The following is a 26,480-nucleotide window of genomic DNA, read 5'->3' on the forward strand; positions in this document are numbered from 1 at the left end:
CCGGGGGAGCGGCTTTCCACCGCTCCCCCGACACCCCGTAGGGGCCGAGCGGGACTCCCCCCGAATGAAGCCCCGCTCAGCCCTCCGCCACCAGCACCGGCTTCTCGTGCGGGCTGACCGTGCACCGTGCGCCCGGGGTCAGCTCGCCTGCCTCCCAGCTGGGCACATCGGCCTTGAGCTGGACGCCGGTCTCGGTGGTCAGATGGAGACGGGTGGTGGCGCCGAGGAAGGTCGCCACCCGTACGGTCGCGGACATCCCCTCCGCGCCCGCGTCCGTACGGATGACAAGACCTTCCGGCCGGAGCAGTACGTCGACCGTACGGCCCTCGGTGCCGCCCGGTGCCGCCCCGTGGACCGGCAGGCGGCGGCCGAACAGTTCCACCACCCCACCGTCCCGGACGGTGCCGGGCAGGCGGTTCATGGTGCCCACGAACTCCGCGACGAACGGCGTCGCCGGGCGCTCGTACAACTCGGCGGGTGCGGCGCACTGTTCGAGCCGCCCGCCCTGCATCACGGCGACGCGGTCCGCCATGGACAGCGCCTCTTCCTGGTCGTGGGTGACGAAGACGGTGGTGATGCCGAGTTCGAGCTGGATGCGGCGGATCTCCTCGCGGAGGCTGAGCCGCACCTTGGCGTCGAGCGCGGACAGCGGCTCGTCCAGGAGGAGTACGCGCGGGCGGACGGCGAGGGCGCGGGCGAGGGCGACGCGCTGCTGCTGGCCGCCGGAGAGCTGGTGCGGATAGTCGTCCTCGCGGCCGGGCAGGCCGACCAGTTCCAGCAACTCCGTGGCGCGGGCGGTGCGTTCGGCCGCGGTGGCCTTGCGGACCCGCAGGCCGTAGGCGATGTTCTGGGCGGCCGTCATGTTGGGGAAGAGGCTGTAGGACTGGAAGACCATGCCGATGTCGCGGCGGTGCGCGGGGAGGCCGGTGACGTCCTGGCCGTCCATGGTGAGCTCGCCGCCGTCGGCGGTCTCGAAGCCCGCGATGATGCGCAGCGCGGTGGTCTTGCCGCAGCCGGACGGGCCGAGCAGGGCGACCATCTCGCCGGGCGCGACGTCCAGGTCCAGGCCGTCCAGCGCGGTGGTCGAGCCGAACCGCCGGCGGAGCCCCTTGAGTTGTACGGGTACGGTCATGACGTCTTCCTTTGCCGGCGGGTACGGCGGGTCCGGCCGCCCGCCAAGAGGGTGAGCAGAAGCAGCAGGCCCCAGGTGAGGAAGAGGCTCAGCATGGCGGCGGCACCGGCGAGTTCGGCCTCCTCGTTGCCGACCTCCACCATCCACACGGCGAACGGCCGGTAGCCGAGCACGGAGGCGACGGTGTACTCGCCGAGCACCATGGCCAGGCTGAGGACCGCGCCGCTGACGACGGCGGGCCGCAGATTGGGCACGACCACCCGCGCCAGGGTGGTGAGCCGTCCGGCGCCCAGGCTGCGGGAGGCCTCGACCAGCGTCTTGAGGTCGACGGCGCGCAGTCCGGCGTCCAGCGAGCGGTAGAGGAACGGCAGCGACATGACGGTGTAGAGCAGGACGAGGACGAGCGGGAAGTTCTCGTTCTGGATGACCATCAGGGTCTGGTAGAAGGGCGTCCTCGCCAGGCCGGGCGCCCACGACAGCACCGTGTTGACGCCGGCGACCAGCGCGATCGGCGGGACGACCAGCGGCGTCATGCACAGGATCTCGACGAGCGGGCGCAGCCGCGGCAGCCGGAGATGGACGACGACCATGGCGGGGACGACCAGCAGCAGGCCCAGCGCGACGGTGGCCAGGCCCAGTTCGACGGAGAGCAGCAGGCTGCCCAGCATGTCGCCGGAGACCAGGTGGCCGGTGTAGACGTCGAGGGAGAAGCCCTTGACGGGGTCGTCGACGGTGAACCAGAGGGAGGCGGCGACGGGGAGGGCGAAGTAGAGGAACGCCAGGAGGAGGACGGCGAGGCGCCCGTAGGGGCGGCGGCCGCGGGCGGGGGGTACCTGGCGCTGCTCGGGGGTGCGGTCCGAGGGCGGTGCCACGGACGGCTGCGCGGCGGTGGTCATCCCAGCCATCGGGCGCTCCTGCGCTGCAGCGGTATCTGCACGGCCATCACCAGCAGCGCGATGACGACCATGTTGAGGCTCATGGCGAGGGCCAGGTTCTCCTGGCCGACCAGGACGTTTCCGGCCAGTGCGTTGGAGATCTGCACGGTGATCAGCGGCACCGAACTGCCGACCATGACGGCGGCGGTGGCGTGCGAGGCGAAGGCGGTGCCGAAGAGCAGTACCGCGCCGCCGAGCAGTGAGGGCAGCAGGACGGGGAGGCCGATGTGCCGCCAGAACTGGCCGCGGGTGGCGCCGCAGGAGGCGGCGGCCTCCCGCCACTGGGTGCGCAGCCCGTCGAGCGCCGGCAGCACGGTCACCACCATCAGCGGGATCATGAAGTAGAGGTAGGCCAGCACCAGTCCGGCGGTGGTGTAGAGGCTGAACCCGGTGTCGCCGAGGGACAGCAGCCGGGTGAGGGTGCCGGTGGTGCCGAGTGTCGCGACGAAGGCGAAGGCGAGCGGGGCGCCGGAGAAGTTGGCGAGCACCCCGGAGGCGGCGACCACCGCGCGGCGCAGGGCGGGACGCCTGGAGGCGACGACGGCCTGCGCGATGAGGGTGCCGAAGAGCGTCGCCAGCAGCGCGCAGATCAAAGAGAGTTGGACGCTGCCGCCGAGGCCGGTGGCGTAGATGCCCTTGAGCGACTGGCGGACATTTTCGAGGGTGGCGTGGCTGTGGCCGGTGGCCGGATCGGTGGCGGTGAAGGCGCCGTGGACCAGGGCGCCGGCCGGCAGGCCGAAGCAGAGCGCGAGGAAGACGAAGAAGGGGAGGACGGCCGGCCAGTGGCGGCGGCCGGTTCTGCGGCGCGGGCGGCCGGGCGGGCCGGCGGCCGTCGTGGGTCGGTCACTCATTCGCGGGAGGTCTCCAAGGGGCGGGGAGGGGGTGAGCGGGGGTCAGCCGACGGCCTTGCCCCAGCCCTCGTTGATGGCCACCTTGGCGGCGTCCTCCTGTTCCGGTGTGGGGAACCGGGGGGTGCCGTGGACCTCGGGGAGGCGGGCGGCGGCCTTCTTGTCGGCGGTGCCGTCCTTCTCCATCCGGTCGAGGAGGGCGGGCCGGGAGTAGCCCCGCAGCCAGATGTTCTGGCCCTGGGGGCTGTAGAGGAATTCCAGCCACAGCCGGGCGGCGGCGGGGTGCGGGGCGTAGGCGTTGACGCCCTGGTTGTAGTACTGGGAGTACTGGCCGTCGGAGGGCACGGTGACCTGCCAGTCGACGCCCTTGGCGGTGAGTTCCTTGCGGTAGCCGAGGTTGAGGTAGTCCCAGTCGAGGGAGATCGGGGTCTCGCCCTTGCGGATGGTGGCCGGCGAGGAGTCGACCGGCACGAAGTTGCCGCTCTGTTTGAGCTTCTTGAAGAAGTCGAGGCCGGGCCGGACGTCATCGAAGGAGCCGCCGTTGGCGAGCGCGGCGGCGAAGATCGCGGAGAACGCCGAGGACGACTCCGCCGGGTTGCCGTTGAGCGCGACCTTGTTCCGGTACTGCGGCTGCAGCAGCTCGGCGAAGGTCTTGGGGCACTTCTTGACGGCCTTGGCGTCGCAGCCGATGGAGATATAGCCGCCGTAGTTGTTGAGGTACGAGCCGTCGGCCTGTTTCTGCGCGCGGGGGATGTCCCGCCAGCCGGTCACCTCGTACGGCGCGAGCAGCCGCTTGCCCTGGGCGTTGCGCATGAACGCGGTGCCCAGGTCGAGGGCGTCGACGGCACGGTCCTGGCCGCGGCGCTTGTCGGCGGCGCCGAGGGCGAGCTGGCTGGTGCCGCCGGGGTTCTCGTTGTTGACCTCGATGCCGTACTTCCGCTCGAAGGTCTTGATCATCTCGCCGTAGTTCGCCCAATCGGGGGCCAGCGCGTAGACGTTGAGCCGGCCTTCCTTCTTGGCGGCCTTGACGAGTGCGTCCATGCCGCCGAGGTCCGCGGCCGACCGCGCGGTGGCCGCCTTGCTGGTGACGGCGGCCGGGGCGTAGCCGCAGCCGCCGGTGGCCGCGCCGGCCACGAGGACCGCAACGCCGCCGGCGAGTGCCCGGCGCGTACCGGCCGGTCGGGGTGGCTTCACTGGTTACTCCTGGATCTTTGGCCCACCACCTGTATGGACAAGCCGCCGTCAGTAAGCCCCGTCAAAATAACCGCAAGATGAGTCCCAGACAAACCCCTGGCACATAAAAACCGCAGGTCATAAGCGTTATAATGGAAAAGGTTTAGAGCTTGGCGCAGTGGTTAGACGCATACCCCGTGACGGCGTGGATATCTATCTCTGTGCACAGCTGACCCGCTCGTTCCGACCCTTCCGGCAGGTACGGATCCGTCCCGCCGGCCACGTCCTGACCAGGCCGCGAGGAGTCCTGTTGACCCGACGCCACCAGCAGATCGCCGAGGCGCTGCGCCGGGCGATCACCGAGGGGCGGCTCCCCGTGGGCAGCGCACTGCCCTCGGAGACCGAACTCGCCGCCACCCACGGCGTCTCGCGCGGCACGGTCCGCCAGGCGCTGGCCGCGCTGCTCGCCGAAGGACTGATCGGCTCCCGCCAGGGCGCCCGGCACCTCGTGCTGAGCACCGCGCCCAGCCAGAGCTTCACCGAGCTGCGCAGCTTCGCCCAGTGGGCGCACGCGGGCGGCCACACCCCCGGCGGCCGGGTACACGAGAGCATCCGCGGCACGGCCTCCGTGGAAGAGGCCGCGCTGCTGCAACTGGCGCCGGGCGCCGAGGTGCTGCGGGTGCTGCGGCTGCGGACCCTGGACGGCGAGCCGGTGTTGCTGGAGCGCACGGTCTACGCGGGCTGGATCGCCGATGCGGTCGAGGAGCTGCCGGCCGACTGCGAGTCGGTCACCCAGGCGCTCCTGGACTCCCGCGGTCTGGTTTTCGCCCACGGTGAGCACCACTTGGACGCCCTCGCGGCGGGCACCGTGGACGCCCGGGAGTTGCGGGTGCGACGGGGCAGCCCGTTGCTGCGCGTACGCCGCACCACCACCACTGCGGAGGGCCGCCCGGTCGAGACCTCCGACGACCGCTACCGCCCCGGCGCGGTGGTCTTCACCGTCCGCAACTCCACCCAGGCCAACCCGCTGGCCCGCACCCCGGCCGACTGACCCGGCACCGCCGCCCCCGCGCCCCTCAGCCCCTCACGCCCTCACGCCCTTACGCCCTTACCAGCGAACAGCGAGCCCGCCCATGCCCGTGATCCCCCCGCCCGCCCCCGTGCTCCCCGCGGCCCTGCTGTGCGACATGGACGGCACCCTCGTCGACACCGAGCACCAGTGGCTGGACACGGTGGCCGGCTTCCTGCGGGAGCAGGGTCTCGCGGCCACGGACGAGGTGCTGGCGGACTTCGCCGGGGCGCCGGTGGACGACGCCGCCGAGCGTCTGGTGCGCGAGTACGGGGTGGGCTGCGACGTCACCCGGACGGCTGCCCGGCTGGACCGGGACTTCACCGCCGAGGTCGCGGCCGGCGTCACCGTCCAGCCGGGTGCGCTGCGGCTGCTGGACCGGGCGCGGGCACTGGGCATACCGGCCGCCCTGGTCACCGCCTCCGAACGGCATGTCGCCGATCTGGTGCTGCGCACGCTCGGCGCGCACCGCTTCGCGCTGTCGGTCACCTCGGGCGAGGCGCCGCGCGGCAAGCCGCACCCCGACCCGTATCTGGTCGCCGCGGCCGGCCTCGGGGTCGACCCCGCGGACTGTCTGGCCGTCGAGGACACCCCTACGGGCGCCGCTGCGGCGCTGGCCGCGGGCTGCCGGCTGCTGGCCGTACCGAGCGTGCCGGGCATCGTTGCGGGCCCCCGCACGGCCGTGGCGGCCTCTCTGGAGGACGTGGACCTGGCGGACTTCCCGTTCACCCGGTCCGTCTGATCCCGGCGGGCACAGGCGGCCCCAGACGGGCGCAGACCGTTCCCCGGGGCCGCAACACCCCCCGTGGCGCACGGAAAGGCGGCCATCCCTGGAAGGGATGACCGCCTTTTGTGCCGTGCTAGGGGGTGTTACTTACCCTTGGCGGCTTCCTTGAGCTTGGAGCCCGCGGAGACCTTCACGCTGTAGCCGGCCGGGATCTGGATCGGGTCGCCGGTCTGCGGGTTGCGCGCGGTGCGAGCGGCACGGTGGGTGCGCTCGAAGGTCAGGAAGCCGGGGATGGTGACCTTCTCGTCGCCCTTGGCGACGACCTCGCCGGTCACCTCGGCGAGGGCGGCCAGAACGGCGTCGGCGTCCTTGCGGGTCACCTCGGCGCGATCGGCCAGAGCGGCCACCAGCTCACTGCGGTTCATGTTTGTACTCCCGTGTTCTTCTTGCCAATGAGGCGTGAGATCGAAGCCGATGCTGCCAGGGTCCTCGGACAGTCCCCGGACCCGGGTCTGGTGCCAGACCCTCGCGCCCGATTACGCATCCTGCCCCCACCTGCGGCGGTAAAGCCAATCCGGCACCCAGGAGGGTCACACGAAAAGCGCCACTGCCTCGTAGTGGTGACGCTCCGTATCATTCCCGCTCCGGGCCGGCCCCACAGGGCGGCGGTCGCTTGCTGCCCGCCACCCTATGGGGGCCCCAACGACGGCGTGTCCAGCGACGCGCCGTACTCAGACCGCCGTGGCAGCCGTCACAGCCGGGTCGCCGCTCTTCGCCGCTTCCCGGACCGCTCCGGCCACCGCGCCCGCGACCTTCTCGTTGAAGACGCTGGGGATGATGTAGTTCGGGTTGACCTCGTCCTCCAGGACGACGTCCGCGAGGGCGCCGGCCGCGGCCAGCATCATCTCGGTGTTCACCGTACGGGAGTGGGCGTCCAGCAGGCCGCGGAAGACGCCGGGGAACACCAGGACGTTGTTGATCTGGTTCGGGAAGTCGGAGCGGCCGGTGGCCACGACGGCGGCGGTCTGCCGGGCGACGGCCGGGTCGACCTCCGGGTCGGGGTTGGCGAGTGCGAACACGATCGCGCCCTCGGCCATCTTCGAGACGTCCTCGCCGTCCAGGACGTTGGGCGCGGAGACCCCGATGAAGACGTCCGCGCCGACCACGGCCTCCTTGAGGGTGCCGGTGACGCCCTCGGGGTTGGTGTTGTCGGCGATCCAGCGCAGCGGCGAGTCCGGGTCGGCGTCGACCAGGTCGGTGCGGCCGGCGTGCACCACACCGTGGATGTCGGCGACGACGGCGTGCTGGACGCCGGCCGCGATCAGCAGCTTGAGGATGGCGGTACCGGCCGCACCGGCGCCGGACATCACGACCCGGACGTTCTCGACCTTCTTGCCCACGACGCGCAGCGCGTTGGTGAGCGCGGCGAGCACCACGATGGCGGTGCCGTGCTGGTCGTCGTGGAAGACCGGGATGTCCAGGGCCTCGCGCAGCCGCGCCTCGATCTCGAAGCAGCGGGGGGCGGAGATGTCCTCCAGGTTGATGCCGGCGAAGCCGGGGGCGATGGCCTTGACGATCTCCACGATGGCGTCGGTGTCCTGGGTGTCCAGGCACAGCGGCCAGGCGTCGATGCCGGCGAAGCGCTTGAAGAGGGCCGCCTTGCCCTCCATGACGGGCAGCGCGGCCTTGGGGCCGATGTTGCCCAGGCCCAGCACGGCGGAGCCGTCCGTGACGACCGCGACGCTGTTGCGCTTGATCGTCAGCCGGCGGGCGTCCTCGGGGTTGTCGGCGATGGCCTGGCAGACCCGGGCGACACCGGGGGTGTAGATCATCGACAGGTCGTCACGGTTGCGGATGGGGTGCTTCGACGACATCTCGATCTTGCCGCCGAGGTGCATCAGGAACGTACGGTCGGAGACCTTGCCGAGCGAGACGCCCTCGATGTGGCGCAGCTGCTCGACGATCTCGTCGGCGTGGGCCGTGGAGGTCGCCGCGATGGTGACGTCGATGCGGAGCTTCTCGTGTCCGGACGCCGTGACGTCGAGGCCGGTCACCGAGCCTCCGTGGGACTCTACGGCCGTGGTGAGCTGGGAGACCGCGGTTCCGCTCGCGGGCACCTCCAGCCGGACCGTCATCGAGTAGGAGACGCTGGGCGCCGTTGCCATGGCCGACTTCCTCTGCTTTCACCGTGTCGCTGGATTGCCGTCCGATCGTCGCACCTACCGCGGAGTATGCGGTAGCCGCCCCGCATTGCGAACATTTTGTTCGCGAGTGCCTGCTCCTACGGAAAACAATTTCCACCATACGAGAATCCACGCCCACAGCAAAGAGGCCCACATCACCAAGTGATGTGGGCCTCTTCGTCTGGTCCATGACACCGACCCGCCATGCTCGCCTCGCGGCAAGTGGTCGCTCGTAGCGACGATGGTTGGGCCCGGGGGCTTGGATCGGGCCGGTGCCGTCACCCAGGCTAACAAACCAACCCCGGAAGCGAATCCCGTCCCGCGGGGCCGATTTCAAGACCCCTCGTACGGCGGCGCGCAGCGCGCGGCTGCGCCCGCCGTACGGGTGCCGGAACAGCCCGGCGGCCGGTCAGTCCCGCAGCAGATCCGGCACCCCGGCCGCGTCCGGCTCGTCCCGCCCGGCCGACAGCACGGTCAGCTGCCGGGTGGCCCGGGTCAGCGCCACGTACAGGACCCGCAGTCCGGCCGGGGACTCATCGGCGATCTCGGCCGGCGAGACCACCAGCGTGGCGTCGTACTCCAGCCCCTTGGCCTCCAGGGAGCCCAGTGCCACCACCCGGTCGCCGAGCGGGGCCAGCCAACGGCGGGCCTGCGCCCGACGGTTCATGGCCACCACGACGCCGACCGTGCCGTCCACCTCGCCCAGCAGCCGCTCGGCCTCGGCCACCGTGGCCTGCGCCAGCGCCGCGTCGTCGGCGGACCGGGCCTCGCGGTCCCCGTCCGCGACGAGCGCGAAGCGCGGCTGAAGGCCCGTGGAGCGGACCGCCTTCGGCGACTGCATACCGGGCATCGCCAGCGCCAGCACCTTGGCGGCCAGTTCGGCGATCTCCGCGGGGTTGCGATAGTTCACGGTGAGCGTGAAGCGGCGGCGCGGGCGGGTACCGAGCGCCTCGTCACGGGCGACGGCGGCCTCGTCCGGGTCGGACCACGAGGACTGCGCGGGGTCCCCGACGACCGTCCAGGTCGCATGCCGGCCGCGGCGGCCGACCATCCGCCACTGCATCGGCGTCAGGTCCTGCGCCTCGTCGACGATGACATGGGCGTAGTCGGTGCGCTCCTCCTCCAGCCGTTCGCGCCGGCTGCGGCCGCCGCCGTTGCGCTCCGTGTAGGTCGAGAGCTCCTCCAGGCCCGTCAGATGGGCCAGCGGATCGGCCTCGCGCGGACGGGGCGGGCGCATCGGGGCGCCGAGAACCAGCTGCAGCTCGTCCAGCAGCGCGACATCGTGCACCGACAGCGGACCGTGCCCCGTGTCGTCCAACCGCCGCAGGGAGCGGGCCAGTTGGCGCACCTCGCGCTGATGGAGGATCCGGCGCGCCCAACGGCCCAGCAGGCGCTCGTCGGCCATCGCGGCGAGGACCCCGCGCGGGGTCAGCTCGGGCCACCAGGCGTCCAGGAACTCCTGGAAGTCGGGCTCGGTGGTGATGTCCTCGTCGAAGCCCTCGCGGGCCTCGGCGGCCAGTTCGGGGTCCGTGTAGCGGCGGGTGGCGCCGGACTTGGCCCACAGGGCGTCCAGGATCAGCCGGCGGGCGCGCGGGCGCAGCAGATTGACCGGTGCGGTGCCGCCGAGCGCGGACTGCCGGATGGCGTGCAGCTCGTCGGCGTCCAGCTCGATCCGGCCGCCGAAGGCCACCACCCGCAGCCGGGCGGGTGCGGCCGGGGCGGGGCGGGAGGGTCTGGAGCGGGTGCGGCGGCCCTTGCGTTCCCCGTCGTCGGCGCCGTTCTCGGCGGGCGCGGTGAAGAGGTCCTCCAGGGAGAGCTGGGCGTCCTCGCCCGCCCGGGGGGAGCGTTCCGGCGCCGCGGCCGCGGGGGCCGCCAGCTCCAGCGCCCCGCGTGCCGCCTTGCGCAGCAGCTTCTGCATCCGGGAGGAGCCCTTGATACGGGCCACCGCGGGCGGGTCGTATGCGGTCGCCTCGGCGCCGTCCACCAGCGAGCCGAGCGCCCGGATGGCGACCTGGCCCTCCTCGCCGAGCGACGGCAGGACGCCTTCGGTGTAGGCGACCAGCAGCGGCGTCGGGGAGACGATCAGGATGCCGCCCGCGTAGCGGCGCCGGTCCTGGTAGAGGAGGTAGGCGGCGCGGTGCAGCGCGACCGCGGTCTTGCCCGTGCCGGGGCCGCCCTCGACCTCGGTGACGGAGGCGGCGGGGGCCCGGATCACCATGTCCTGCTCGGCCTGGATGGAGGCGACGATGTCCCGCATGGTGTGGCTGCGGGCCCGGCCCAGCGCGGCCATCAGCGCACCGTCACCGATCGCCGGCAGCTCCTCGCCGTCCAGCGTGGCGGTGACCTCCGGGCGCATCAGATCGTCCTCGACGCCGAGGACCTTGCGGCCCTTGGAACGGATCACCCGTCGGCGCACGACCCGGCCCGGCGCGACCGGGGTGGCCCGGTAGAAGGGCGCGGCGGCCGGCGCCCGCCAGTCGATGACCAGCGGGGAGTAGTCCGCGTCGAGGACGCCGAGGCGGCCGATGTGCAGCGTCTCGGCGATCGCGGCGCGGTTGTCCTCGATCGCACCGTCGGCGGGCTCGACGGAGGTGAAGGCGCCGTCCGGGCCCTTCTTGCCGTCCTTGCCGAGGAGCAGGTCGATCCGGCCGAAGAGGAAGTCCTCGTACTCGGAATTCAGGCGGTGGAGATGGACGCCGGCCTGGAAGACCTGGGCGTCACGTTCGGCGAGTGCGCCGGGCGTGCCGACCTGGCCGCGTTGGGCGGCGTCGTTCATCAGGAACTCTGCCTCGTGGATCTTCTCCTCGAGGCGCCGGTAGACGCGGTCCAGATGCGTCTGCTCGGATTCGATCTCACGGTCGCGAACGGAATCCGAAGCGTGATCCGGTGCGTGCGTGGCGTTGTGCGCGGCCACCCAGGCCCCCTTCTGCTGTGCGTAGGGCAGCCGTCAACCGTACGCGAACCAGGCACCGCGCGCACCTGGTGAAAGGGACAAAGTCGGGCGAGTTTGGTCGGATGTTGACTCAACCCTTTACGTCGGGCGTGACCCGGCCGAAGGGATTGCCGATCGGAAGCATGGCGGTCCTTGACGGGCGCCCCGTGCCGTACCCGGCCCGGGGCGCCTGCCCGCACCGCTCAGACGTTCACCTTCGCCAGCTGCTTGCCGTCCAGCGTGGTGACCTCGAAGTGGTCGATGTCGCCGCGGTTGAAGCCCGCGCCGCCCGCCGCGTACAGCGGCTCGCGGTTCCACTTCGCGGCGCCGCCCGGGACGCCGTAGCCCCCCTTGGGCACCGCCCAGGTGGTGATGGTCTGCCGTTTGCCGTCCTTGCCGACGGCGACCAGGTCGCAGGTGAGCGGCCCCTTGACGTTGGCGAGTTCCAGGACGACCTGGGTGCCCCAGGGCCGGGCCGCCATCGAGACGCCCGCCGAGACCTTGGTGTCCGGGTCGACGGAGCTCGCCTTCTCGCCCGCCGCGTACTGGGCCCGGACGGCGTTCGCCAGCGGCGGCGTCGGCTTCTCCTCGGAGCCCTGGGGCTTCAGGGTGAGGGCGGCGAGCGGCCCGCCGACGATCAGCACGGCGGCCGCGGCGACCAGGAACAGCCGTCGCCGGGCACGGCCGCGCCGGGTGACGGCGACCTCGTCGAGCAGTCCGTCCAGCAGCCCCGGGCCGGGGACGGCCGTGATCGTCTGCGGGGTGGGCGCGGACTGCTTGAACTCGGCCAGTACCGGCGACAGGCCCATGAGTTCTTCGAGCTCGGCCGCGCACTGGTGACAGCCGACGAGATGCGCCTCGAACCGGTCGGCGTCGGCAGCGTCCAGGACGCCCAGCGCGTAGGCGCCGACGTCGGTGTGCCGGTCCGGCTGCGTGGGCGGGTTCACTCCGTCACTCCTCGTTCCTCGAGCGAGAGTCTCAGGGAGCGCAGCGCGTAGAACACCCGGGACCGCACGGTCCCGGCCGGTACGCGCAGCACCTCCGCTGCCTCGTTGACCGTACGTTCCTTGAAGTACGTCTCGACGAGGGCCTCTCGGTGGGCCTGGCTCAGGTCGCTCAGCGCCTCGGAGATCGTCATCAGGCGCAGTGCCCGGTCGATCACATCGGCGGCGGGCATCGTCTCCAGAGGGGTCGGGTCGACCTCTTGGGGCCGAGCCTTACGGCTGCGGTGCCCGTCGATGACGATCCGCCGTGCGACGGTCACCAGCCAGGGGCGTATCGAGCCGGTCGCCCGTTGCAACTGGTCGGCGTTGCGCCAGGCGCGCACCAGCGTCTCCTGCACCACGTCCTCCGCGCGGTGCCGGTCGCCCGCCACCAATCGCAGGACGAAGGCGAGTAGCGGGCCCGCATGATCGTCATAGAGGGCTCGCATGAGCTCCTCGTCAGGTGTCGTCCTGTCTGCCACGACGGCATCCTTACGCACTCCAACTCCCGGGTCGATAGCCCAGATCGCCCAAGATCGCCGGGGGACCCTGCCATGAATCGGACTTGCGGTGAGGAGTACGGACGGGACGGACGGGTTACTCAGAGTTCGGCGGAAAATTTTTCGGCGCCGGTCACGGCACCCTGACCAGCGCTTCCGTCCTGCTCCCTGCGCACCGTCGTCCGCCTCCGGTGCCGGGCCACCCGCTCCCGGTTGCCGCACACCTCGCTGGAGCACCAGCGGCGGCGCCGGCCGCGCGATGTGTCCAGATACACCAGGGTGCAGCTCTCGCCCGCGCACTGCCGCAGCTGCGCGCGGGTCACCTCGTCGGTCAGCAGCCCGATCGCGTCCCGGGCCACCGCGGCCAGCAGCCCGGCGCAGTCGGGCGGGCCGGGGAGGGCACCGGCGAGGGTGCCGTCGGCGGTGCGTACCGCGCACAGGGCGGGCGGCTGCCCGGACCCGGCCGCGGAGTTGAGCAGCGCCAGATCGGCGTCGTCCGCCCGGCCCCGCAGCTCTTCGTGCACCACACGGCGCAGCAGCTCGCGCAGTGCGCGGAAGCGGCCGACCCAGCTGCCGTCCACGCCGTCCAGCGGGGTGCCGCGCGGCACCAGCCCCGCTCCGACCAGCCACGCCCGCAACTGGTCGGGGCCGGTGAGCCGTTCGGCGGGGGCACCGTCGGTCGTGGCCGCCAGGTCCAGGCAGATCCGCCCGCAGTCGAACCGCAGGTCGCAAGGCGACGCCATGTGCCTGTCACTCCTTAGGGACCAAACGTGTGTGCTCCCAGAGTGCCCGCCCCGGGGGCCCGCCGGAACCCTCCGGAGGCGATCACTCCACGCATGCACCGCACAGGAACCTCGTACGTAGACGCTGCGTGTATACATCTCATGTATAGTCCGCGGCGCGGCGGTCCGCGGGCCCTCGCGCCCCGGCCCGCCGCATGTCGTAGCGCTCCTTGCCCCTCCAGGACGAAGGTCTCCATGTCGCGCAAGTCCCTGCTCACGAACCGCGCCGGCCTGACCCACAAGATCGGTTACGCGGTCCGCAACCCGGCCCGGATCGCCCCGTACGCCAAGCGCACCGCCCGCGACACATGGCTCCGTTTCAAGCACCCCGACCATGTCGCGTACTACCGGGCGGTGATGTCCTCGGACACCGGCCGCAACCCGGAGGCCGCGGTCGGCAGCCGCAGCCATGAACGCTGGCTGGCGCTGGGCGAGATGCAGTTCGACTACCTGACCGAGCACGGGCTGAAGCCCGGCCACCGGATGCTGGACATCGGCTGCGGTAATCTGCGCGCCGGCTGGCGCTTCATCGCCCATCTGGACACCGGCAACTACTACGGCATCGACATCTCGCCGGACATCCTGATATCCGCGAAGCAGACGCTGACGACCTACGAGCTCCAGGACAAGCTTCCGCACTTGACGATCACCCAGAACCTGACGCTGGACTTCCTGCCGTCCGCCCACTTCGACGTCGTCCACGCGCACAGCGTCTTCTCGCACTCACCGCTCGGCGTCATTGACGAGTGCCTCGCGCACGTCGGCCGGATCCTGGCACCCGGCGGCTTCTTCGACTTCACCTTCGACCGCACCGAGGGCGCCGAACACCAGGTGCTGCGCGAGGACTTCTACTACCGGACCGAGACCCTGCTGCGGCTGGCCCGCGCGCACGGCCTGGAGGCCCGCTTCATGGCGGACTGGGAGAAGCGGCCGCACGGCCAGTCCAAGATCCGTGTGAACAACCCCGCGTAGGGCGCCGCGCCGCCCCCGAGCCGCCGGACCGGCCCCCACTGCCCCGCCCGCGAGGCCGCGGCTCCCCGCCGGACCGGCCCCGGCCCCGGGTCCGGCTCCGGCCCCGGGTCCGCGCGAGGCCGCTACTCCCCGCCGTACTTGTCCGTGTCCGCATGCGGGTCGAGCGACAGCCGATAGCCGCGCTTGACGACCGTCTGGATCAGCTTCGGCGCGCCCAGCGCCCCCCGCAGCCGGGCCATCGCGGTCTCCACCGCATGCTCGTCCCGGCCCGCCCCCGGCAGTGCGCGCAACAGCTCCGCACGGGAGACCACCCAGCCGGGGCGGCGCGCCAGCGCGCGCAGCAGCGCCATCCCGGCCGGCGGCACCGGCCGCAGCGCGCCTTCCACCACGACGGCGTGCCCGCGGATCTCCAGCCGCCGCCCGGCCACCGGCAGCGGCCGCACCCGGCCCGGGAGTTCACGGCACAGCAGCTGCACCAGCGGCCCCAGCCGGAAGCGCTCCGGCTGAAGCGTGGGGATGTCCTCCGCCTGGAGCGGCAGCGCGGTCACCGGCCCCACGCACACCGGCAGCACCTCCTGCCGCAGCGCCGCCAGCAGCTCCGCGCGGATCCCGCGCTCCTGGGCCCGGCGCAGCAGCGACGCGGCGGCCGGCGCGCTGGTGAAGGTCACCGCGTCCACGGCGCGGGAGATCACCGCGTCCAGCAGCCGGTCGACCGGCCCGATGTCCTCCGGCGGCATCCAGCGGTACACGGGGACGCCGACCACCTCCGCACCGCCGGCCCGCAACGCCTCGACGAAGCCCGGCAGCGGCTCCCCGTGCAGCTGTACGGCCACCCGGCGCCCGGAGACGCCCTCTTCCAGCAGCCGGTCCAGCACCTCGGCCATCGACTCGGAGGCCGGCGACCACTTCTCGGTCAGCCCGGCGGCCCGGATCGCACCGCGCACCTTGGGCCCGCGCGCCAGCAGCTCCACCCCGGCCAGCCGGTCCAGCAGCGCCTCGCCCAGGCCCCAGCCCTCCGCGGCCTCGACCCAGCCGCGGAAGCCGATGGCGGTGGTGGCCACGACGACATCGGGCGCCCGGTCGATCAGGTCCCGGGTCACCGCGAGCAGCTCGGTGTCGTCCGGCAGCGGGACGATACGCAGCGCGGGCGCATGCATCACCTGCGCGCCGCGCCGCTCCAGCAGGGCGCCCAGCTCCTCCGCGCGCCGGGCCGCGGTCACCCCGACGGTGAACCCGTCCAGCGGCCGTACGGCCGGTTCCGGCGCCGTCCGCTCGTGCTCTCCGTGCTCCTGCTGCTGATCGTGCATGGTCGTCCCGCTCCGCCCAGAGTGGTGTACTGCCTCGTGCTTCCGTACCGCCGCGGCTCGGGCGGCACGAAGTTCCAGGGTGTCAAGGTGCCAACGGCACGTGACGACCCCGGTCCTCCAGTATTTCCCCACGGTTACGGCGGGCCGCATGCCCGCTCCCGCCCCCTGCCGCCGACACGGCGCAGGAACAGGGCGCAGGAACAGGGCGCGGCGGCCCGGCTCGGACCGGTCCCCCGCACCCGTCCCGCCGCTCACACCTCCGCGTACACCGGGCTCCGCTCCCCTTCCACGGCCGCCGCCTCCGCCCCGTCCGCCGCGTGTGCCGTACGCCGCCCGCGCACCGCGGGACGCAGATATACGCCCCAGGTCACCGCCCCGCACACCACGTAGCAGACCAGGAACGACACAAACGCCGGGGTGCCCGACCCGGCCACCAGGAACGACTGCCGGAAGGCCAGATTGATGGCCAGCCCGCCGAGGGCGCCCACCGCCCCGATCAGCCCCATCGCCGCCCCCGACAGCCGCCGTCCGTATACCGCGGCCTCCTCCCCCGCCAGCCCGCGCCGCAGCGCCTGGGCCTGGAAGATCCCCGGGATCATCTTGTAGGTGGAGCCGTTGCCGAGCCCCGTCAGCACGAACAGCGCGATGAACCCGACGAGGAACACCGGCAGCGACCGCACCGCCGAGGCGTAGATCACCACCCCCGTGGCCAGGCCCATCGCCGCGAAGTTCCCCAGCGTGATCCGGGCGCCGCCGAACCGGTCCGCCAGCCGCCCGCCGACCGGCCGGATCAGCGAGCCCAGCAGCGGCCCGATGAACGTCAGCGACGCGGCCTGGAGGGGCGTGCGCGCGAACTGGTTCTGCAGTACCAGGCCGAAGGCGAAGCTGTAGCCGATGAACGACCCGAAGGTGCCGATGTACAGCAGCGACATCACCCAGGTGTGCGGCTCCCTGGCGGCGTCGAGGGCCGCCCCGGTGTCGTTCGTCACCGGCGCGAGGTTGTCCATGAACAGCGCCGCGAGCACCGCCGCGAGGACGATCAGCGGCACATAGACGGCCAGCACGATCCGCGGATGCGCGGCCCCCGCCGTCCCGATCACCAGCAGCCCCAGCAGCTGGATCACCGGCACCCCGATGTTGCCGCCACCGGCGTTCAGCCCCAGCGCCCACCCCTTCTTCCGCAGCGGATAGAAGGAGTTGATGTTGGTCATCGATGAGGCGAAGTTCCCGCCGCCGACCCCCGCCAGCGCCGCGACCAGCAGGAACGTGCTGTACGAGGTACCCGGCTCCATCACCACCGCCGCCACCGCGACCGGCACCAGCAGCATCGCCGCGCTCAGCACCGTCCAGTTGCGCCCGCCGAACCGCGCCACCGCGAAGGTGTACGGCACCCGCAGCACCCCGCCCACCAGCGTCGGCATCGCCACCAGGAAGAACTTCCCGGCCGGATCGATCCCGTACTCGGGCCCCATGAACAGCACCATCACCGACCACAGGCTCCAGATGGAGAACCCGATGTGCTCGGAGAGCACGGAGAAGGCGAGGTTCCGCCGCGCGATCCGCTCCCCCGTCTCCCGCCAGAAGCCCTCGTCCTCCGGGTCCCAGTGCTCGATCCACCGCCCGCCCCTGCGCACCCGGCCGCCACTACGGCCGCCGTCAGGTTTCTCGGCGAGAGTCTCGGCAGGGATGTCATCAGGGCTGTCGCTACGGGTCTTGGCTGCCGCGGCCGTCATGGCGCCTCCAGGGGTCAGGTCCTGCTCCCTGACGCTAGGGACGACGGGTTTCCGTACCGTGCCGCCCGGTGACGCGGACGAAACCTTGCACTCACGCGAGGGAGCGGGGGCCGGTGAGGGCGGGCGGGCCGCGCACCTCGTCACAGGACGAACTCACACCGGACGACCTTGCCGGGCCTCCGCTCCCCGACGCCCCACTCCACCAGCGCCGCCCGCACGAACTCCCGCGCGAGCGGCACCGACCGCCGCTCGCGCCGGTAGAACCGCTCGCGCGGAAAGGGGAGTTGAGTCTCTGCGTTCATGCGACGACGGTCGCAGTGCGTAACTACGCTGCACGCTGAGCGAACCCGTACACGTGGTGAGTACGGGCGCACGCACGGTCACCGGCATCGAAGTACGGGGAGTGCAACGCCATGCAGCCGCGAACCAAGCCAAAGAACCGACACTCCGCAGCCATGGAAGTCATCGGCGCCCAATTAGCGCTGTTCCGCATCAATGCCGGCCTCACCCAGCGCAGCCTCGGAGACCGCACCACCGCCTCCGAGGAGACCATCGCCTCCATCGAGCAGGGCAGGCGTGCCCTGATGCCGCATCTGGCGACCGAGTTCGACCAGCTCCTGAACACGGGCGGGGCGCTGGCGGCGGGGGTCGCGAAGCTGCCGCCGAAGGAGAAGTATCCGATCTGGGCGGAGGACTTCATGGCGCATGAGCGGGAGGCTCTCTCGCTCGGCTGGTACGAGAACGGTGTCGTTCCTGGCTTGTTGCAGACCGAGGACTACGCGCGTGCCACATTCCGAAGCAATATCCCGCACCTCAGCGAAGAAGTGGTCGAGCGTCGCGTCACCGCACGTCTGGATCGCCAGCAGATCCTGCACAAGGCGCATACCGTCATCGCCAGCTTCGTCATCTCCGAGGCCACCGTTCTGAGCAATCTCGGGGGACGCGACGTCATGCGGGGGCAGATTTCCCACCTGCGGACTTGCGCGGAACTCACCGGCGTCTCGATTCAGGTCCTGCCGTTGAACCGTGAGCATCACGCCGGACTCGCCGGTCCTTTCGTGCTCCTGGAAACCCAGGACCATCAGCACCTCGCCTACACCGAAATCCACCGCAGCAGCGAGCTCTATGACGACCTCGACGACGTCAGCGTCCTCACCCAGAAGTATGGAATGCTGCGAATGCAGGCCCTCAACGCAGAGGAAACCCTGGGCCTGCTGGACCGGCTGCTAGGAGAGCGATGACCCATCTGACGTGGTTCAAGTCCAGCTACAGCAGTGACGAAGGCGGCGCGTGCCTCGAAGTCGCCTACGACTGGCGCAAGTCCAGCCACAGCAGCGAACAGGGCGGCGCCTGCGTAGAGATCGCCACCCACCCCACCACCATCCACGTCCGCGACTCCAAGGACCCCCGGGGCCCGCACCTCGACTTCTCGCCGGGCGCCTGGGCCTCGTTCACCTCGTACACCGCACGTAGCGCTGCTGCCGCCACAACGGCCCCGTAACCGGGGCTACTCGGCCGCTTCCCGCGGCGGGTCCATCCATATCCGGTCCGCGCAGAGGGTCATCCGCAGGCGCTTGCCCTTCTCGTCCCGTGCCTCGACCAGCTGCGCGCCCCGGTAGTCGCGCGGCGCGGCCACCACGGCCTTGTCGTTGCTGACCATCGCGGCGCTCGACGGTGTGCTCCCGGGGCAGTCCCTGTAGCGCAGGGCCGCCAGGACCGTCCCGCCGCGCCCCAGGTCTATCGGCAGGGCCTTGCCATGCCCTTCGGCATCCGACTCGGGCCCCTTGCCGACATGGACCTCGAAGAGGGGGAAGCCTTGGAACACACAGGGGCCCGCACCGGTGTTGGCGATGGTCAGCCGGGCCTCACGCTGCTCGGTGTGCGGCTTCTTCTTCAGGACGGTGAGCTGCCAGCGCAGGCCCTTGGTCGTGCAGTTGGCGTGCAGCGCCGCCATCCGCGAGGAGCCGCAGCCGGTCAGGGCCAGGCCCGCTGTGACGGTCAAGGTCAGCGCGGCCGCCACCACCGCGAGAAGTGAACGCCGTCGCACGGCTCCCCCTGTTCGTTCGGCACAGAATTCCCTGCCGTTAAGGAAACATTTCGCGCGTTGGCGGTTGCCTCGGCGCCGAACATTCTTGCCCGCGCCGCCGCGGACGCCCGGTGGTCACCGGCGTACGCCCATCACCCGCGCATCCTCCTCCGGGAGCCACCACGCGCTCCCCGGCGGCGTCAACCAGGCGTTCCGGTCGGCCAGTTCGCGGGCCGCCGCCCGCAACGCGTCCAGCCCCGGATGCCGCAGCCCCCGCCGCCACACCATCGAGACCGGTGAGAGCGGTACGGGGTCGACGAGCGGCCGCAGCACCATCCCCGGCACCTCGATGAACTCCACGCTCGCCAGCACCGACCACCCCCGCTTGCGCACCACGCGTACGAACTCCTGCGAGCCCTCGATCTCCGGGAACGGCTCGGCCGTCGCGATGCCGCGCCCCGCGAAGAGCCGCTCGGCCAGGTCCGTCCACTCCGCGGTCCGCGGGTTGCCGGCGGCCGCGTAGAGCGTCTCGCCGGCCAGTTCCGCGAGGGCGACGGCGGGCCGTGCGGCCAGCGGATGGTCCTCGCGCAGCAGGACGGCCATCGGCTCCAGCCGGACCGGCTGATGTTCCAGACCGGCCCGTACGCCGGGCGGCAGCGCCGCGATCCGGCCGAAGGAGACATCGAGCCGCCCGGCCGCCACCTCGGCCGCCGCACCCGTCAGCCCGCTGTGGAAGCGGGCCACCAGCTCACAGCTGTCCGGCACCCGGTCCCTGGCCGCCTCCAGCACCCCGTGAGCGGTACCGATCGGGACGCCCACATCGACCAGCAGCGGCCGCTCGGGCGCGGCCCGGAACGCGGCGGCCAGCTCGTCGTACGCGGTCAACACCCGCCGTGCGTACGGCAGGAGGTGCGCCCCGTCCGCGGTCAGGGTGACCTGGCGGGTGGTCCGCAGGAACAGCGCGGCGCCCAGCTCCCGCTCCAGGCGCCGGATGTCGCGGCTCAGCGCCTGCTGGGCGACGTACATCCGGGCGGCGGCCCGGGTGAAGTGCAGCTCCTCGGCGACGACGAGGAAGGCGCGGAGCAGACGCGGATCGATGTCGTACGGCATCGGGTCATCCTGGCAGCAGCGGTTTCCGCGAGGCATGCGGAGGGCCGATGCGCATTGACAACACCAGCGCGTGAAGGGGCGCTGATCAGGTGTTGGACGGGCGGCGGGCGCGGCCGCGACCGTAGAGGCATGATCCTCTTCCTCGCCGCCCGGCCGGTCACCTCCCCCACCCTCGGCTCCGCTCGACCGGGGGGACCCCCATCGCCCGTACGCCCGGCCCCGCGGCGTGCCCGCTTCCGCGCCCTCGCCCCCTACGGCCGGATTTTCGCCGTCCCGGGCACCCGCGCCTTCACGGCCGCCAACCTGCTGGCGCGGCTGCCCATGGGGATGCTCAGCGTCAGCGCGGTGCTGATGATCGCCGGCTCGCGTGGCTCCTACGCGCTGGCCGGAGCGGTCACCGCGACCGGGCTGGCGGCAACGGCGCTGGTCGGGCCGTGGACCGCCCGGATGGTCGACCGCCACGGACAGTCCCGTACCGCGGTCCCGGCGACCGCGGTCGCCGTCCTCGGCTCGCTCTCGCTCCTCCTGTGCGTCCACCACGGGGCGCCCGATTGGACCCTCTTCGCCTCCTACGCCGCCACCGCCACCACTCCCAACACCGGCGGGATGTCCCGCGCCCGCTGGGCGCACCTGTTCCGCGACGACCCGGCCGCCCGGCACACCGCCAACTCCTTCGAACAGGCCGCGGACGAGCTGTGTTTCATGCTCGGGCCGGTGCTCGCCACGCTGCTGTGCACCGTGCTCTTCCCGGAGGCGGGCACGGCGGTGGCCGCGGCGCTGCTGCTGACCGGAGTGCTGCTCTTCGCGGCCCAGCGCCGCACCGAACCCCCCGTAGCGCCGCCACCGGCCACCGGCCGGCCCCGCTCCCCCCTGCGCCTGCCGGGGCTGCCGCCGCTCCTGGTGATCTTCCTCGCCACCGGCGCGGTCTTCGGCTCCCTGGAGGTCGTGACGATCGCCTTCGCCGACGGGCACGGCGTACGGACCGCGGCGGGCGGACTGCTCGCCCTGCAGGCGGCGGGCTCCTGCGCGGCGGGGCTGCTCTACGGCCTGCTGCGCCCCACGGGCCGCGCCGGCCACCGCTTCCTCGCCTGCACCGCGGCGATGGCGGCCCTGATGCTGCTCCCGCTGCTCGCGGCCGCGACGGGGAGCCCGGCGACGCTGGCCGTCGCGCTCCTCCTGGCCGGTACGGCAACCGCGCCGACCATGGTCACCGGCATGGGACTCGTCCAGTCGCTGACGCCGCCCGGTCAGCTGAACGAGGGCATGACGCTCGCCGTGACCGCGCTGCTGGGCGGTATCGCGGCCGGATCGGCGAGCGGCGGCTGGGCGGTCGAGCACCTGGGCGGTGCGGGCGCGGCCTACGGGGTTCCCGCGGCGGCGGCAGCCCTCGCGCTGACCGTCACCCTGCCAACGGCACGCCGTCGCCCGGACCGCCCGCCGGCGCCCGTCAGCTGATCGGGTCCGGGTGCCGCAGCCGCCGGGGGAAGATCTCCACGACCGGGCCGCGCCACGAAACGCACTCGGGCGGAAACGACTCAGGCCCCGCCTGTCCTCTCGGACAGACGGGGCCTGGGCCTCACATGGGATGAGTGGAGATGGCGGGAATCGAACCCGCGTCCAACGGTGCAGAAACAGGGCTTCTCCGAGTGCAGTTCGCTGCGATTTTCTCGGCCCCGGAGATCACGCGAACAAGTCTCCGACGGGCTCAGTCACTGTTTGATTTCCTTCTAAACCCCGTGACCGGGTCTAGAAGTTTAGTTCCCTAGTCGATGCCAGGATCCGGGTCGGGAACAGCCCCGGGCTGACACTTCGCAAGTCGCTACTTAGGCAGCGAGGGCGAAGGAATCGCGCTTGGTGTTGGCGATTATTGGTTGCGACATATGGTTTACGAGATCATTGCCGCTTCCTCGACTCGCTTCCCCTGCTTCGACATCCGCTGTCGAAACCGATCATCCCCATGTTGATTTATCAAGGTGGTACCTACACCCCTCGCGGGGGTGTGATGCCATCGTACGTGAACAACGCGTGCCGGTGCCAGCGTATTCCCCGGCCGGGCGGGCCGGAACCGGTCCGTCGGGGCAGATCAGGACCGCTGCCGGCGCCGCGCCGCCGAGACCGCGCGGTCCGTCTCCCGGCGGTCCTGCTGCTCGCGGAGCGTCTGCCGCTTGTCGTACTCCTTCTTGCCCTTGGCCAGAGCGATCTCGACCTTGGCCCGGCCGTCCTTGAAATAGAGGGCCAGCGGCACGATCGTGTGCCCCGACTCCTGGCTCTTGGACTCCAGCTTGTCGATCTCGACGCGGTGCATCAGCAGCTTCCGCTTGCGCCGCGCGCTGTGGTTCGTCCAGGTGCCCTGGGCGTATTCGGGGATATGTACGTTGTGCAGCCAGGCCTCGCCCCGGTCGATCTGGATGAAACCGTCCACCAGCGACGCCCGGCCCTGCCGCAGCGACTTCACCTCGGTGCCGGTCAGCACCAGGCCACACTCATAGGTGTCCAGAATGTGGTAGTCGTGCCGCGCCTTCTTGTGCTGCGCCACGAGCTTGCGCCCGGGGTCCTTGTCCTTGCCCTTGTCCTTAGCCATAGTGCGGCCATTTTCGCACTACGCACCGCCCCCGAGGCCACTCAATACTGTGCGGGCCCGATTCTCCGCACCGCTCCCGACGACGACGTCGGGGGTGAGGCCGGCGCCGTCGACGTTCCGGCCCGACGGGGTGCGGTAGTGCCCGACGGTCAGCTCGGCGACCGACCCGTCCGGCAGTTCGCTGGGCATCTGCACCGAGCCCTTGCCGAAGGTCCGGGAACCCACCACGAGCGCCCGCCCGCGGTCCTGGAGGGCGCCGGACAGCAGCTCGGCGGCGCTCATCGTGCCGCCGTCGACGAGGACGACCAGGGGGAGGTGGGTGTTGCCGCCGCGCCGGGCGTACAGCGCGCGCTGGCTGCCGCGAACGTCATACGTCGCGACGAGACCGCCGTTCAGGAAGGCGGAGGCGGTGGCCACGGCCTCGGTGACCAGGCCGCCGGTGTTGCCGCGCAGATCGAGCAGCATGCCGCCGTGCGGGGAGGCGCTGCGCACCGCCCGGCGGACCGCGGCGCCGGTGCCCTTGGCGAACGCGGCGATCTTGACGCGGGTCGGGCCGTGCGCACCGGCCGGCCGGTCGATGACGACGTTCCGGGATCTCAGACGGGTGCGGTGCAGGGTGGCCGTCCAGCGACGGGTGCCGCGCTGCAGGTCCAGCGTCACGGGAGTGCCGGCAGCGGCGGCGGGGCCGTGGGAGCCGCCGGGGGCGGCACCGCGCAGCCGGCCGACGACCTCGGTGACCGGTGCGCCCCGGGACGGGCGGCCGTCGATGGCGCGCAGCCGGTCGCCCACGGCGATACCGGCCCGTGCGGCGGGCCCGCCGGGCTGGACCCGGGACACCTCGATCCGGCCGTGCGGCACCTGCCGCACCCAGAGCCCGACACCGACGTAGGCGCCGTCCAACTGCGCCTGGAAGTCCTTGAACTCGTCCGCGCTGTAGATCGTCGACCAGCGGTCGCCGCTGCGGCTGACGGCGTCGGCGGCGGCCTGCGCACCGGACTTGCCGTCCGCGACGGCGTCGGAAGCGGCCCGCTCGACGGCCTCGCGGTCCGCGGTGGCGGATTCGGGAGCACGCGCGCCGAACGCCGTACGGTCCGCGGCGGTCCGCTCCGCCGCGCCCTCCGCCCGGTCGCTCCACGTGCCGGTCGCCGCGCCGGTGGCGAGGACACTCGCGAGGAACAACGTCAGGGCCGCCCCGCGGCGAATGCGGCGGGGCCTGTCGTACGAACACGGGCCCGACATGCCGGTGAGTCTAGGGGACAAAAGGGCGCCGTACGGCAAGTTGACCGTACGGCGCCCCTTGGCAAAGCTCACACCTTGAGGTACTTGCGCAACGCGAAGAACGCGGCGAGCGCGGGCATCAGCAGCCCGATCAGGAGGACCAGCGGGAGGACCGCCGCCACCGAGTCCCAGCCGATGAAGTTGATCACCTGGATCTTCTTCGCCAGCCAGTTGTTGATGAGGACGTACTTGCCGCCGACGATCAGCACACAGGCGAAAGCGGCGCCGAGCAGGCCCGCGATGGCGGCTTCCAGGATGAACGGCATCTGGATGTAGAAGCTGGACGCTCCCACCAGCCGCATGATCCCGGTCTCTCGTCTCCGGCTGAACGCCGACACCCGCACGGTGTTGACGATCAGCATCAGCGCAACGATGAGCATCAGCCCCATCACGACCAGCGCGGCGATGTTCATGCCGTTGAGGAGGTTGAACAGCGGCTCAACGGTGTCCCGTTGGTCCTGTACCTCCTGGACGCCGGGCCGCTCGGAGAACGCCGACTTGATGACGGCGTACTTCGTCGGGTCCTTGAGCTTGACGCGGAAGGACTCCGGAAGCTGGTCGGGGGTCACCAGCCCGGCAACGGGGGTGTCGCCGAACTGCTCCTTGTAGTGCTTGTACGCCTGGTCGCTGGACTCGTACGTCACCGGCTTCTGCACGATCGGCAGCCGGTCGAGCTCCGCCTTGATGTCGTTCTTCTGCTGCTGGGTGGCCGCACCCTTGGCGCAGTTGGCGCCGGAGTCGGCGTCGTTCTTGTTGCAGAAGAAGATGGAGACGTTGACCTTGTCGTACCAGTAGCCCTTCATGGTGCTGACCTGGTCGCGCATCAGCAGCGAGGCGCCGAACAGGCCCAGCGAGAGGGCTACGGAGACGATGACGGCGAATGTCATCGTGAGGTTACGGCGGAGACCGACGCCGATCTCCGACAGGACGAACTGGGCGCGCATGGCGTCCTTTCAGTGCTGGTAGCCGTACACGCCGCGCGACTGGTCGCGTACGAGCCGGCCCTTCTCTAGTTCCATGACCCGCTTACGCATCTGGTCGACGATCTGCTGGTCGTGGGTGGCCATGACCACCGTCGTACCGGTCCGGTTGATCCGGTCCAGCAGCTTCATGATGCCGACCGAGGTCTGCGGGTCGAGGTTGCCGGTGGGCTCGTCCGCGATGAGCAGCATGGGGCGGTTGACGAAGGCCCGGGCGATGGCGACGCGCTGCTGCTCACCACCGGAGAGTTCACCCGGCATACGGTCCTCTTTGCCGCCGAGGCCGACGAGTTCGAGGACCTCGGGAACCGTCTTGCGGATCTGGCCGCGCGGCTTGCCGATCACCTCGAGGGCGAAGGCGACATTCTCTCCCACGGTCTTGTTGGGGAGCAGCCGGAAGTCCTGGAAGACCGTGCCCACCTGGCGCCGCATCTGCGGGACCTTCCAGTTGGAGAGCTTCCCGAGGTCCTTGCCGAGCACATGCACATGGCCGTGGCTGGTGCGCTCCTCGCGCAGCAGCAGCCTCAGGAAGGTGGACTTACCGGAGCCCGAGGAGCCCACCAGGAAGACGAACTCACCGCGCTCGATCTCGAGCGAGACGTCCCTGAGTGCAGGGCGGTTCTGCTTCGGGTAGGTCTTGGAGACGTTGTCGAATCGGATCACTGATGCACCACGGTCGACCTGAATAGGGGCACGGTTGCCGAGTTGCGGCGCCCGTCGGTGTGCGTGACCATACGCGAACCTCGCACGGCGGCGCAGTCGGCGTAGGGGGTTGGTGCGTTTATTCACGGCACCTACGGGACAAAAGGCGCACAATCTCGCGGGACGCGCCGTTCCGGCCATGAGCTGGCACAGTGGGAGAGGGAACCAATGCACCTTCCGGTGCGTTGGTGCAGTGGAGAAGGAGGTCGCATGACGTACGACCGACTGGTGTGCGCCAACTGCGCGGCCCCTGTGAGCGAGGGCCGCTGCCCCGTCTGCCGGGCGAGCAGAGAACGTCTTCAGCAGCAAGCGGGCGGTATCTTCGCCCAGCTCAGCCCGGCGATGCTGGTGGCGCTGATGATCGTGCTGATCGCGCTGGGTGTACTGCTCCACCAGGCCGTCTGACACCCGTACGAGGCTTTACTCGGCTGCGGCGGTCACGCCAAAGCCGAGGGGCGCGGGGCGCCACCGCGGCCCCGGGCCCCCCAAAAATGTTACGCGGCGGCGGCACGCCCCGGGGGGGCCCC

At 71.3% G+C, this 26,480-nt stretch carries 26 protein-coding genes and 1 other RNA gene; 7 read left to right on the top strand and 20 right to left on the bottom strand.

Features of this window, described 5'->3' with window-relative positions; all coding sequences use genetic code 11:
* Positions 1 to 76: 76 nt before the first annotated feature.
* The 4 genes from ACWGI6_RS14300 to ACWGI6_RS14315 are packed head-to-tail and all read right to left on the bottom strand — an operon-like array spanning position 77 to position 4,049.
* On the bottom strand, positions 77 to 1,132 hold the full coding sequence (locus ACWGI6_RS14300; RefSeq protein WP_453267765.1) for an ABC transporter ATP-binding protein: 1,056 nt from the start codon (positions 1,130 to 1,132) through the stop codon (positions 77 to 79).
* Complete coding sequence (locus ACWGI6_RS14305; RefSeq protein ID WP_453267766.1) at positions 1,129 to 2,037, bottom strand: ABC transporter permease; 909 nt, start codon at positions 2,035 to 2,037, stop codon at positions 1,129 to 1,131. The genes ACWGI6_RS14300 and ACWGI6_RS14305 overlap by 4 nt, the downstream gene beginning before the upstream one ends.
* Positions 2,025 to 2,918 (bottom strand): ABC transporter permease, encoded by an 894-nt coding sequence (locus ACWGI6_RS14310; RefSeq protein ID WP_453267767.1) that lies wholly within the window; start codon positions 2,916 to 2,918, stop codon positions 2,025 to 2,027. Before ACWGI6_RS14310 ends, ACWGI6_RS14305 begins: the two co-directional genes overlap by 13 nt.
* A 42-nt stretch (positions 2,919 to 2,960) precedes the next feature.
* A complete protein-coding gene (locus ACWGI6_RS14315; RefSeq protein ID WP_393907412.1) occupies positions 2,961 to 4,049 on the bottom strand; it encodes an extracellular solute-binding protein in 1,089 nt (362 codons plus the stop codon).
* Between the two features lie 349 nt (positions 4,050 to 4,398).
* Here ACWGI6_RS14315 and ACWGI6_RS14320 point away from each other — a divergent pair, with 349 nt between their 5' ends.
* Positions 4,399 to 5,139, top strand: a complete 741-nt coding sequence (locus ACWGI6_RS14320) for a GntR family transcriptional regulator (RefSeq protein ID WP_453267768.1) — start codon at positions 4,399 to 4,401, stop codon at positions 5,137 to 5,139.
* A gap of 82 nt (positions 5,140 to 5,221) precedes the next feature.
* Positions 5,222 to 5,899, top strand: a complete 678-nt coding sequence (locus ACWGI6_RS14325; RefSeq protein WP_453267769.1) for an HAD family hydrolase — start codon at positions 5,222 to 5,224, stop codon at positions 5,897 to 5,899.
* A 128-nt stretch (positions 5,900 to 6,027) separates the two neighbouring features.
* Here ACWGI6_RS14325 and ACWGI6_RS14330 read toward each other — a convergent pair whose 3' ends face one another.
* The 6 genes from ACWGI6_RS14330 to ACWGI6_RS14355 form a co-directional block, all read right to left on the bottom strand.
* The gene (locus ACWGI6_RS14330; protein ID WP_006605312.1) at positions 6,028 to 6,309 is read right to left on the bottom strand and encodes an HU family DNA-binding protein; all 282 of its coding nucleotides are present in this window, start codon (positions 6,307 to 6,309) and stop codon (positions 6,028 to 6,030) included.
* Between the two features lie 306 nt (positions 6,310 to 6,615).
* On the bottom strand, positions 6,616 to 8,049 hold the full coding sequence (locus ACWGI6_RS14335) for a malic enzyme-like NAD(P)-binding protein (RefSeq protein WP_453267770.1): 1,434 nt from the start codon (positions 8,047 to 8,049) through the stop codon (positions 6,616 to 6,618).
* 427 nt (positions 8,050 to 8,476) lie between these two features.
* Positions 8,477 to 10,981 (bottom strand): HelD family protein, encoded by a 2,505-nt coding sequence (locus tag ACWGI6_RS14340; RefSeq protein WP_453267771.1) that lies wholly within the window; start codon positions 10,979 to 10,981, stop codon positions 8,477 to 8,479.
* 221 nt (positions 10,982 to 11,202) lie between these two features.
* Positions 11,203 to 11,946, bottom strand: a complete 744-nt coding sequence (locus ACWGI6_RS14345) for an anti-sigma factor family protein (RefSeq protein WP_453267772.1) — start codon at positions 11,944 to 11,946, stop codon at positions 11,203 to 11,205.
* A complete protein-coding gene (locus tag ACWGI6_RS14350; protein WP_393907356.1) occupies positions 11,943 to 12,482 on the bottom strand; it encodes a sigma-70 family RNA polymerase sigma factor in 540 nt (179 codons plus the stop codon). Before ACWGI6_RS14350 ends, ACWGI6_RS14345 begins: the two co-directional genes overlap by 4 nt.
* A gap of 101 nt (positions 12,483 to 12,583) precedes the next feature.
* The gene (locus tag ACWGI6_RS14355; RefSeq protein WP_453267773.1) at positions 12,584 to 13,225 is read right to left on the bottom strand and encodes a CGNR zinc finger domain-containing protein; all 642 of its coding nucleotides are present in this window, start codon (positions 13,223 to 13,225) and stop codon (positions 12,584 to 12,586) included.
* 234 nt (positions 13,226 to 13,459) lie between these two features.
* Between ACWGI6_RS14355 and ACWGI6_RS14360 the strand changes: the two genes are divergently transcribed.
* Positions 13,460 to 14,236, top strand: coding sequence for a class I SAM-dependent methyltransferase (locus tag ACWGI6_RS14360; RefSeq protein WP_453267774.1), 777 nt, complete (start codon positions 13,460 to 13,462; stop codon positions 14,234 to 14,236).
* A 122-nt stretch (positions 14,237 to 14,358) separates the two neighbouring features.
* Here ACWGI6_RS14360 and ACWGI6_RS14365 read toward each other — a convergent pair whose 3' ends face one another.
* The 3 genes from ACWGI6_RS14365 to ACWGI6_RS14375 all read right to left on the bottom strand — a co-directional run bounded on the left by ACWGI6_RS14365 (position 14,359) and on the right by ACWGI6_RS14375 (position 17,578).
* Entirely contained in the window at positions 14,359 to 15,543 is a 1,185-nt protein-coding gene (locus ACWGI6_RS14365; protein ID WP_453267775.1) for a uroporphyrinogen-III synthase, read from the bottom strand.
* Positions 15,544 to 15,794: 251 nt separating this feature from the next.
* Complete coding sequence (locus tag ACWGI6_RS14370) at positions 15,795 to 17,276, bottom strand: nitrate/nitrite transporter (RefSeq protein ID WP_453267776.1); 1,482 nt, start codon at positions 17,274 to 17,276, stop codon at positions 15,795 to 15,797.
* A 140-nt stretch (positions 17,277 to 17,416) separates the two neighbouring features.
* Positions 17,417 to 17,578 (bottom strand): hypothetical protein, encoded by a 162-nt coding sequence (locus ACWGI6_RS14375; protein ID WP_453267777.1) that lies wholly within the window; start codon positions 17,576 to 17,578, stop codon positions 17,417 to 17,419.
* A 153-nt stretch (positions 17,579 to 17,731) separates the two neighbouring features.
* Between ACWGI6_RS14375 and ACWGI6_RS14380 the strand changes: the two genes are divergently transcribed.
* Positions 17,732 to 18,517: a helix-turn-helix domain-containing protein gene (locus ACWGI6_RS14380; RefSeq protein ID WP_453267778.1), complete on the top strand. Its 786-nt coding sequence runs from the start codon at positions 17,732 to 17,734 to the stop codon at positions 18,515 to 18,517.
* Positions 18,514 to 18,777 carry a DUF397 domain-containing protein gene (locus ACWGI6_RS14385; RefSeq protein WP_453267779.1) on the top strand — a complete coding sequence of 88 codons (264 nt, stop codon included), beginning with the start codon at positions 18,514 to 18,516 and terminating at the stop codon, positions 18,775 to 18,777. Before ACWGI6_RS14380 ends, ACWGI6_RS14385 begins: the two co-directional genes overlap by 4 nt.
* A 6-nt stretch (positions 18,778 to 18,783) precedes the next feature.
* On the opposite strand, the gene ACWGI6_RS14390 is transcribed toward ACWGI6_RS14385, so the two are convergent.
* Positions 18,784 to 19,323, bottom strand: coding sequence for a DUF4232 domain-containing protein (locus tag ACWGI6_RS14390; RefSeq protein ID WP_453267780.1), 540 nt, complete (start codon positions 19,321 to 19,323; stop codon positions 18,784 to 18,786).
* A gap of 114 nt (positions 19,324 to 19,437) precedes the next feature.
* Positions 19,438 to 20,412: a LysR family transcriptional regulator gene (locus ACWGI6_RS14395; protein ID WP_453267781.1), complete on the bottom strand. Its 975-nt coding sequence runs from the start codon at positions 20,410 to 20,412 to the stop codon at positions 19,438 to 19,440.
* A gap of 129 nt (positions 20,413 to 20,541) precedes the next feature.
* Between ACWGI6_RS14395 and ACWGI6_RS14400 the strand changes: the two genes are divergently transcribed.
* Positions 20,542 to 21,867: an MFS transporter gene (locus tag ACWGI6_RS14400; RefSeq protein ID WP_453267782.1), complete on the top strand. Its 1,326-nt coding sequence runs from the start codon at positions 20,542 to 20,544 to the stop codon at positions 21,865 to 21,867.
* Between the two features lie 132 nt (positions 21,868 to 21,999).
* On the opposite strand, the gene ssrA is transcribed toward ACWGI6_RS14400, so the two are convergent.
* The 5 genes from ssrA to ftsE form a co-directional block, all read right to left on the bottom strand.
* Positions 22,000 to 22,369, bottom strand: a transfer-messenger RNA (tmRNA) gene (gene ssrA / locus ACWGI6_RS14405).
* A 126-nt stretch (positions 22,370 to 22,495) separates the two neighbouring features.
* Entirely contained in the window at positions 22,496 to 22,993 is a 498-nt protein-coding gene (gene smpB / locus ACWGI6_RS14410; protein ID WP_453267783.1) for an SsrA-binding protein SmpB, read from the bottom strand.
* A gap of 18 nt (positions 22,994 to 23,011) precedes the next feature.
* On the bottom strand, positions 23,012 to 24,232 hold the full coding sequence (locus tag ACWGI6_RS14415) for a S41 family peptidase (RefSeq protein WP_453267784.1): 1,221 nt from the start codon (positions 24,230 to 24,232) through the stop codon (positions 23,012 to 23,014).
* Positions 24,233 to 24,300: 68 nt separating this feature from the next.
* Positions 24,301 to 25,215, bottom strand: coding sequence for a permease-like cell division protein FtsX (gene ftsX, locus ACWGI6_RS14420; protein ID WP_453267785.1), 915 nt, complete (start codon positions 25,213 to 25,215; stop codon positions 24,301 to 24,303).
* Between the two features lie 9 nt (positions 25,216 to 25,224).
* Complete coding sequence (ftsE, locus tag ACWGI6_RS14425; protein ID WP_168479372.1) at positions 25,225 to 25,914, bottom strand: cell division ATP-binding protein FtsE; 690 nt, start codon at positions 25,912 to 25,914, stop codon at positions 25,225 to 25,227.
* Between the two features lie 249 nt (positions 25,915 to 26,163).
* Here ftsE and ACWGI6_RS14430 point away from each other — a divergent pair, with 249 nt between their 5' ends.
* A complete protein-coding gene (locus ACWGI6_RS14430; protein WP_393907370.1) occupies positions 26,164 to 26,358 on the top strand; it encodes a hypothetical protein in 195 nt (64 codons plus the stop codon).
* Positions 26,359 to 26,480: the final 122 nt, after the last annotated feature.

The organism is Streptomyces sp. NPDC054786 (assembly GCF_053611685.1).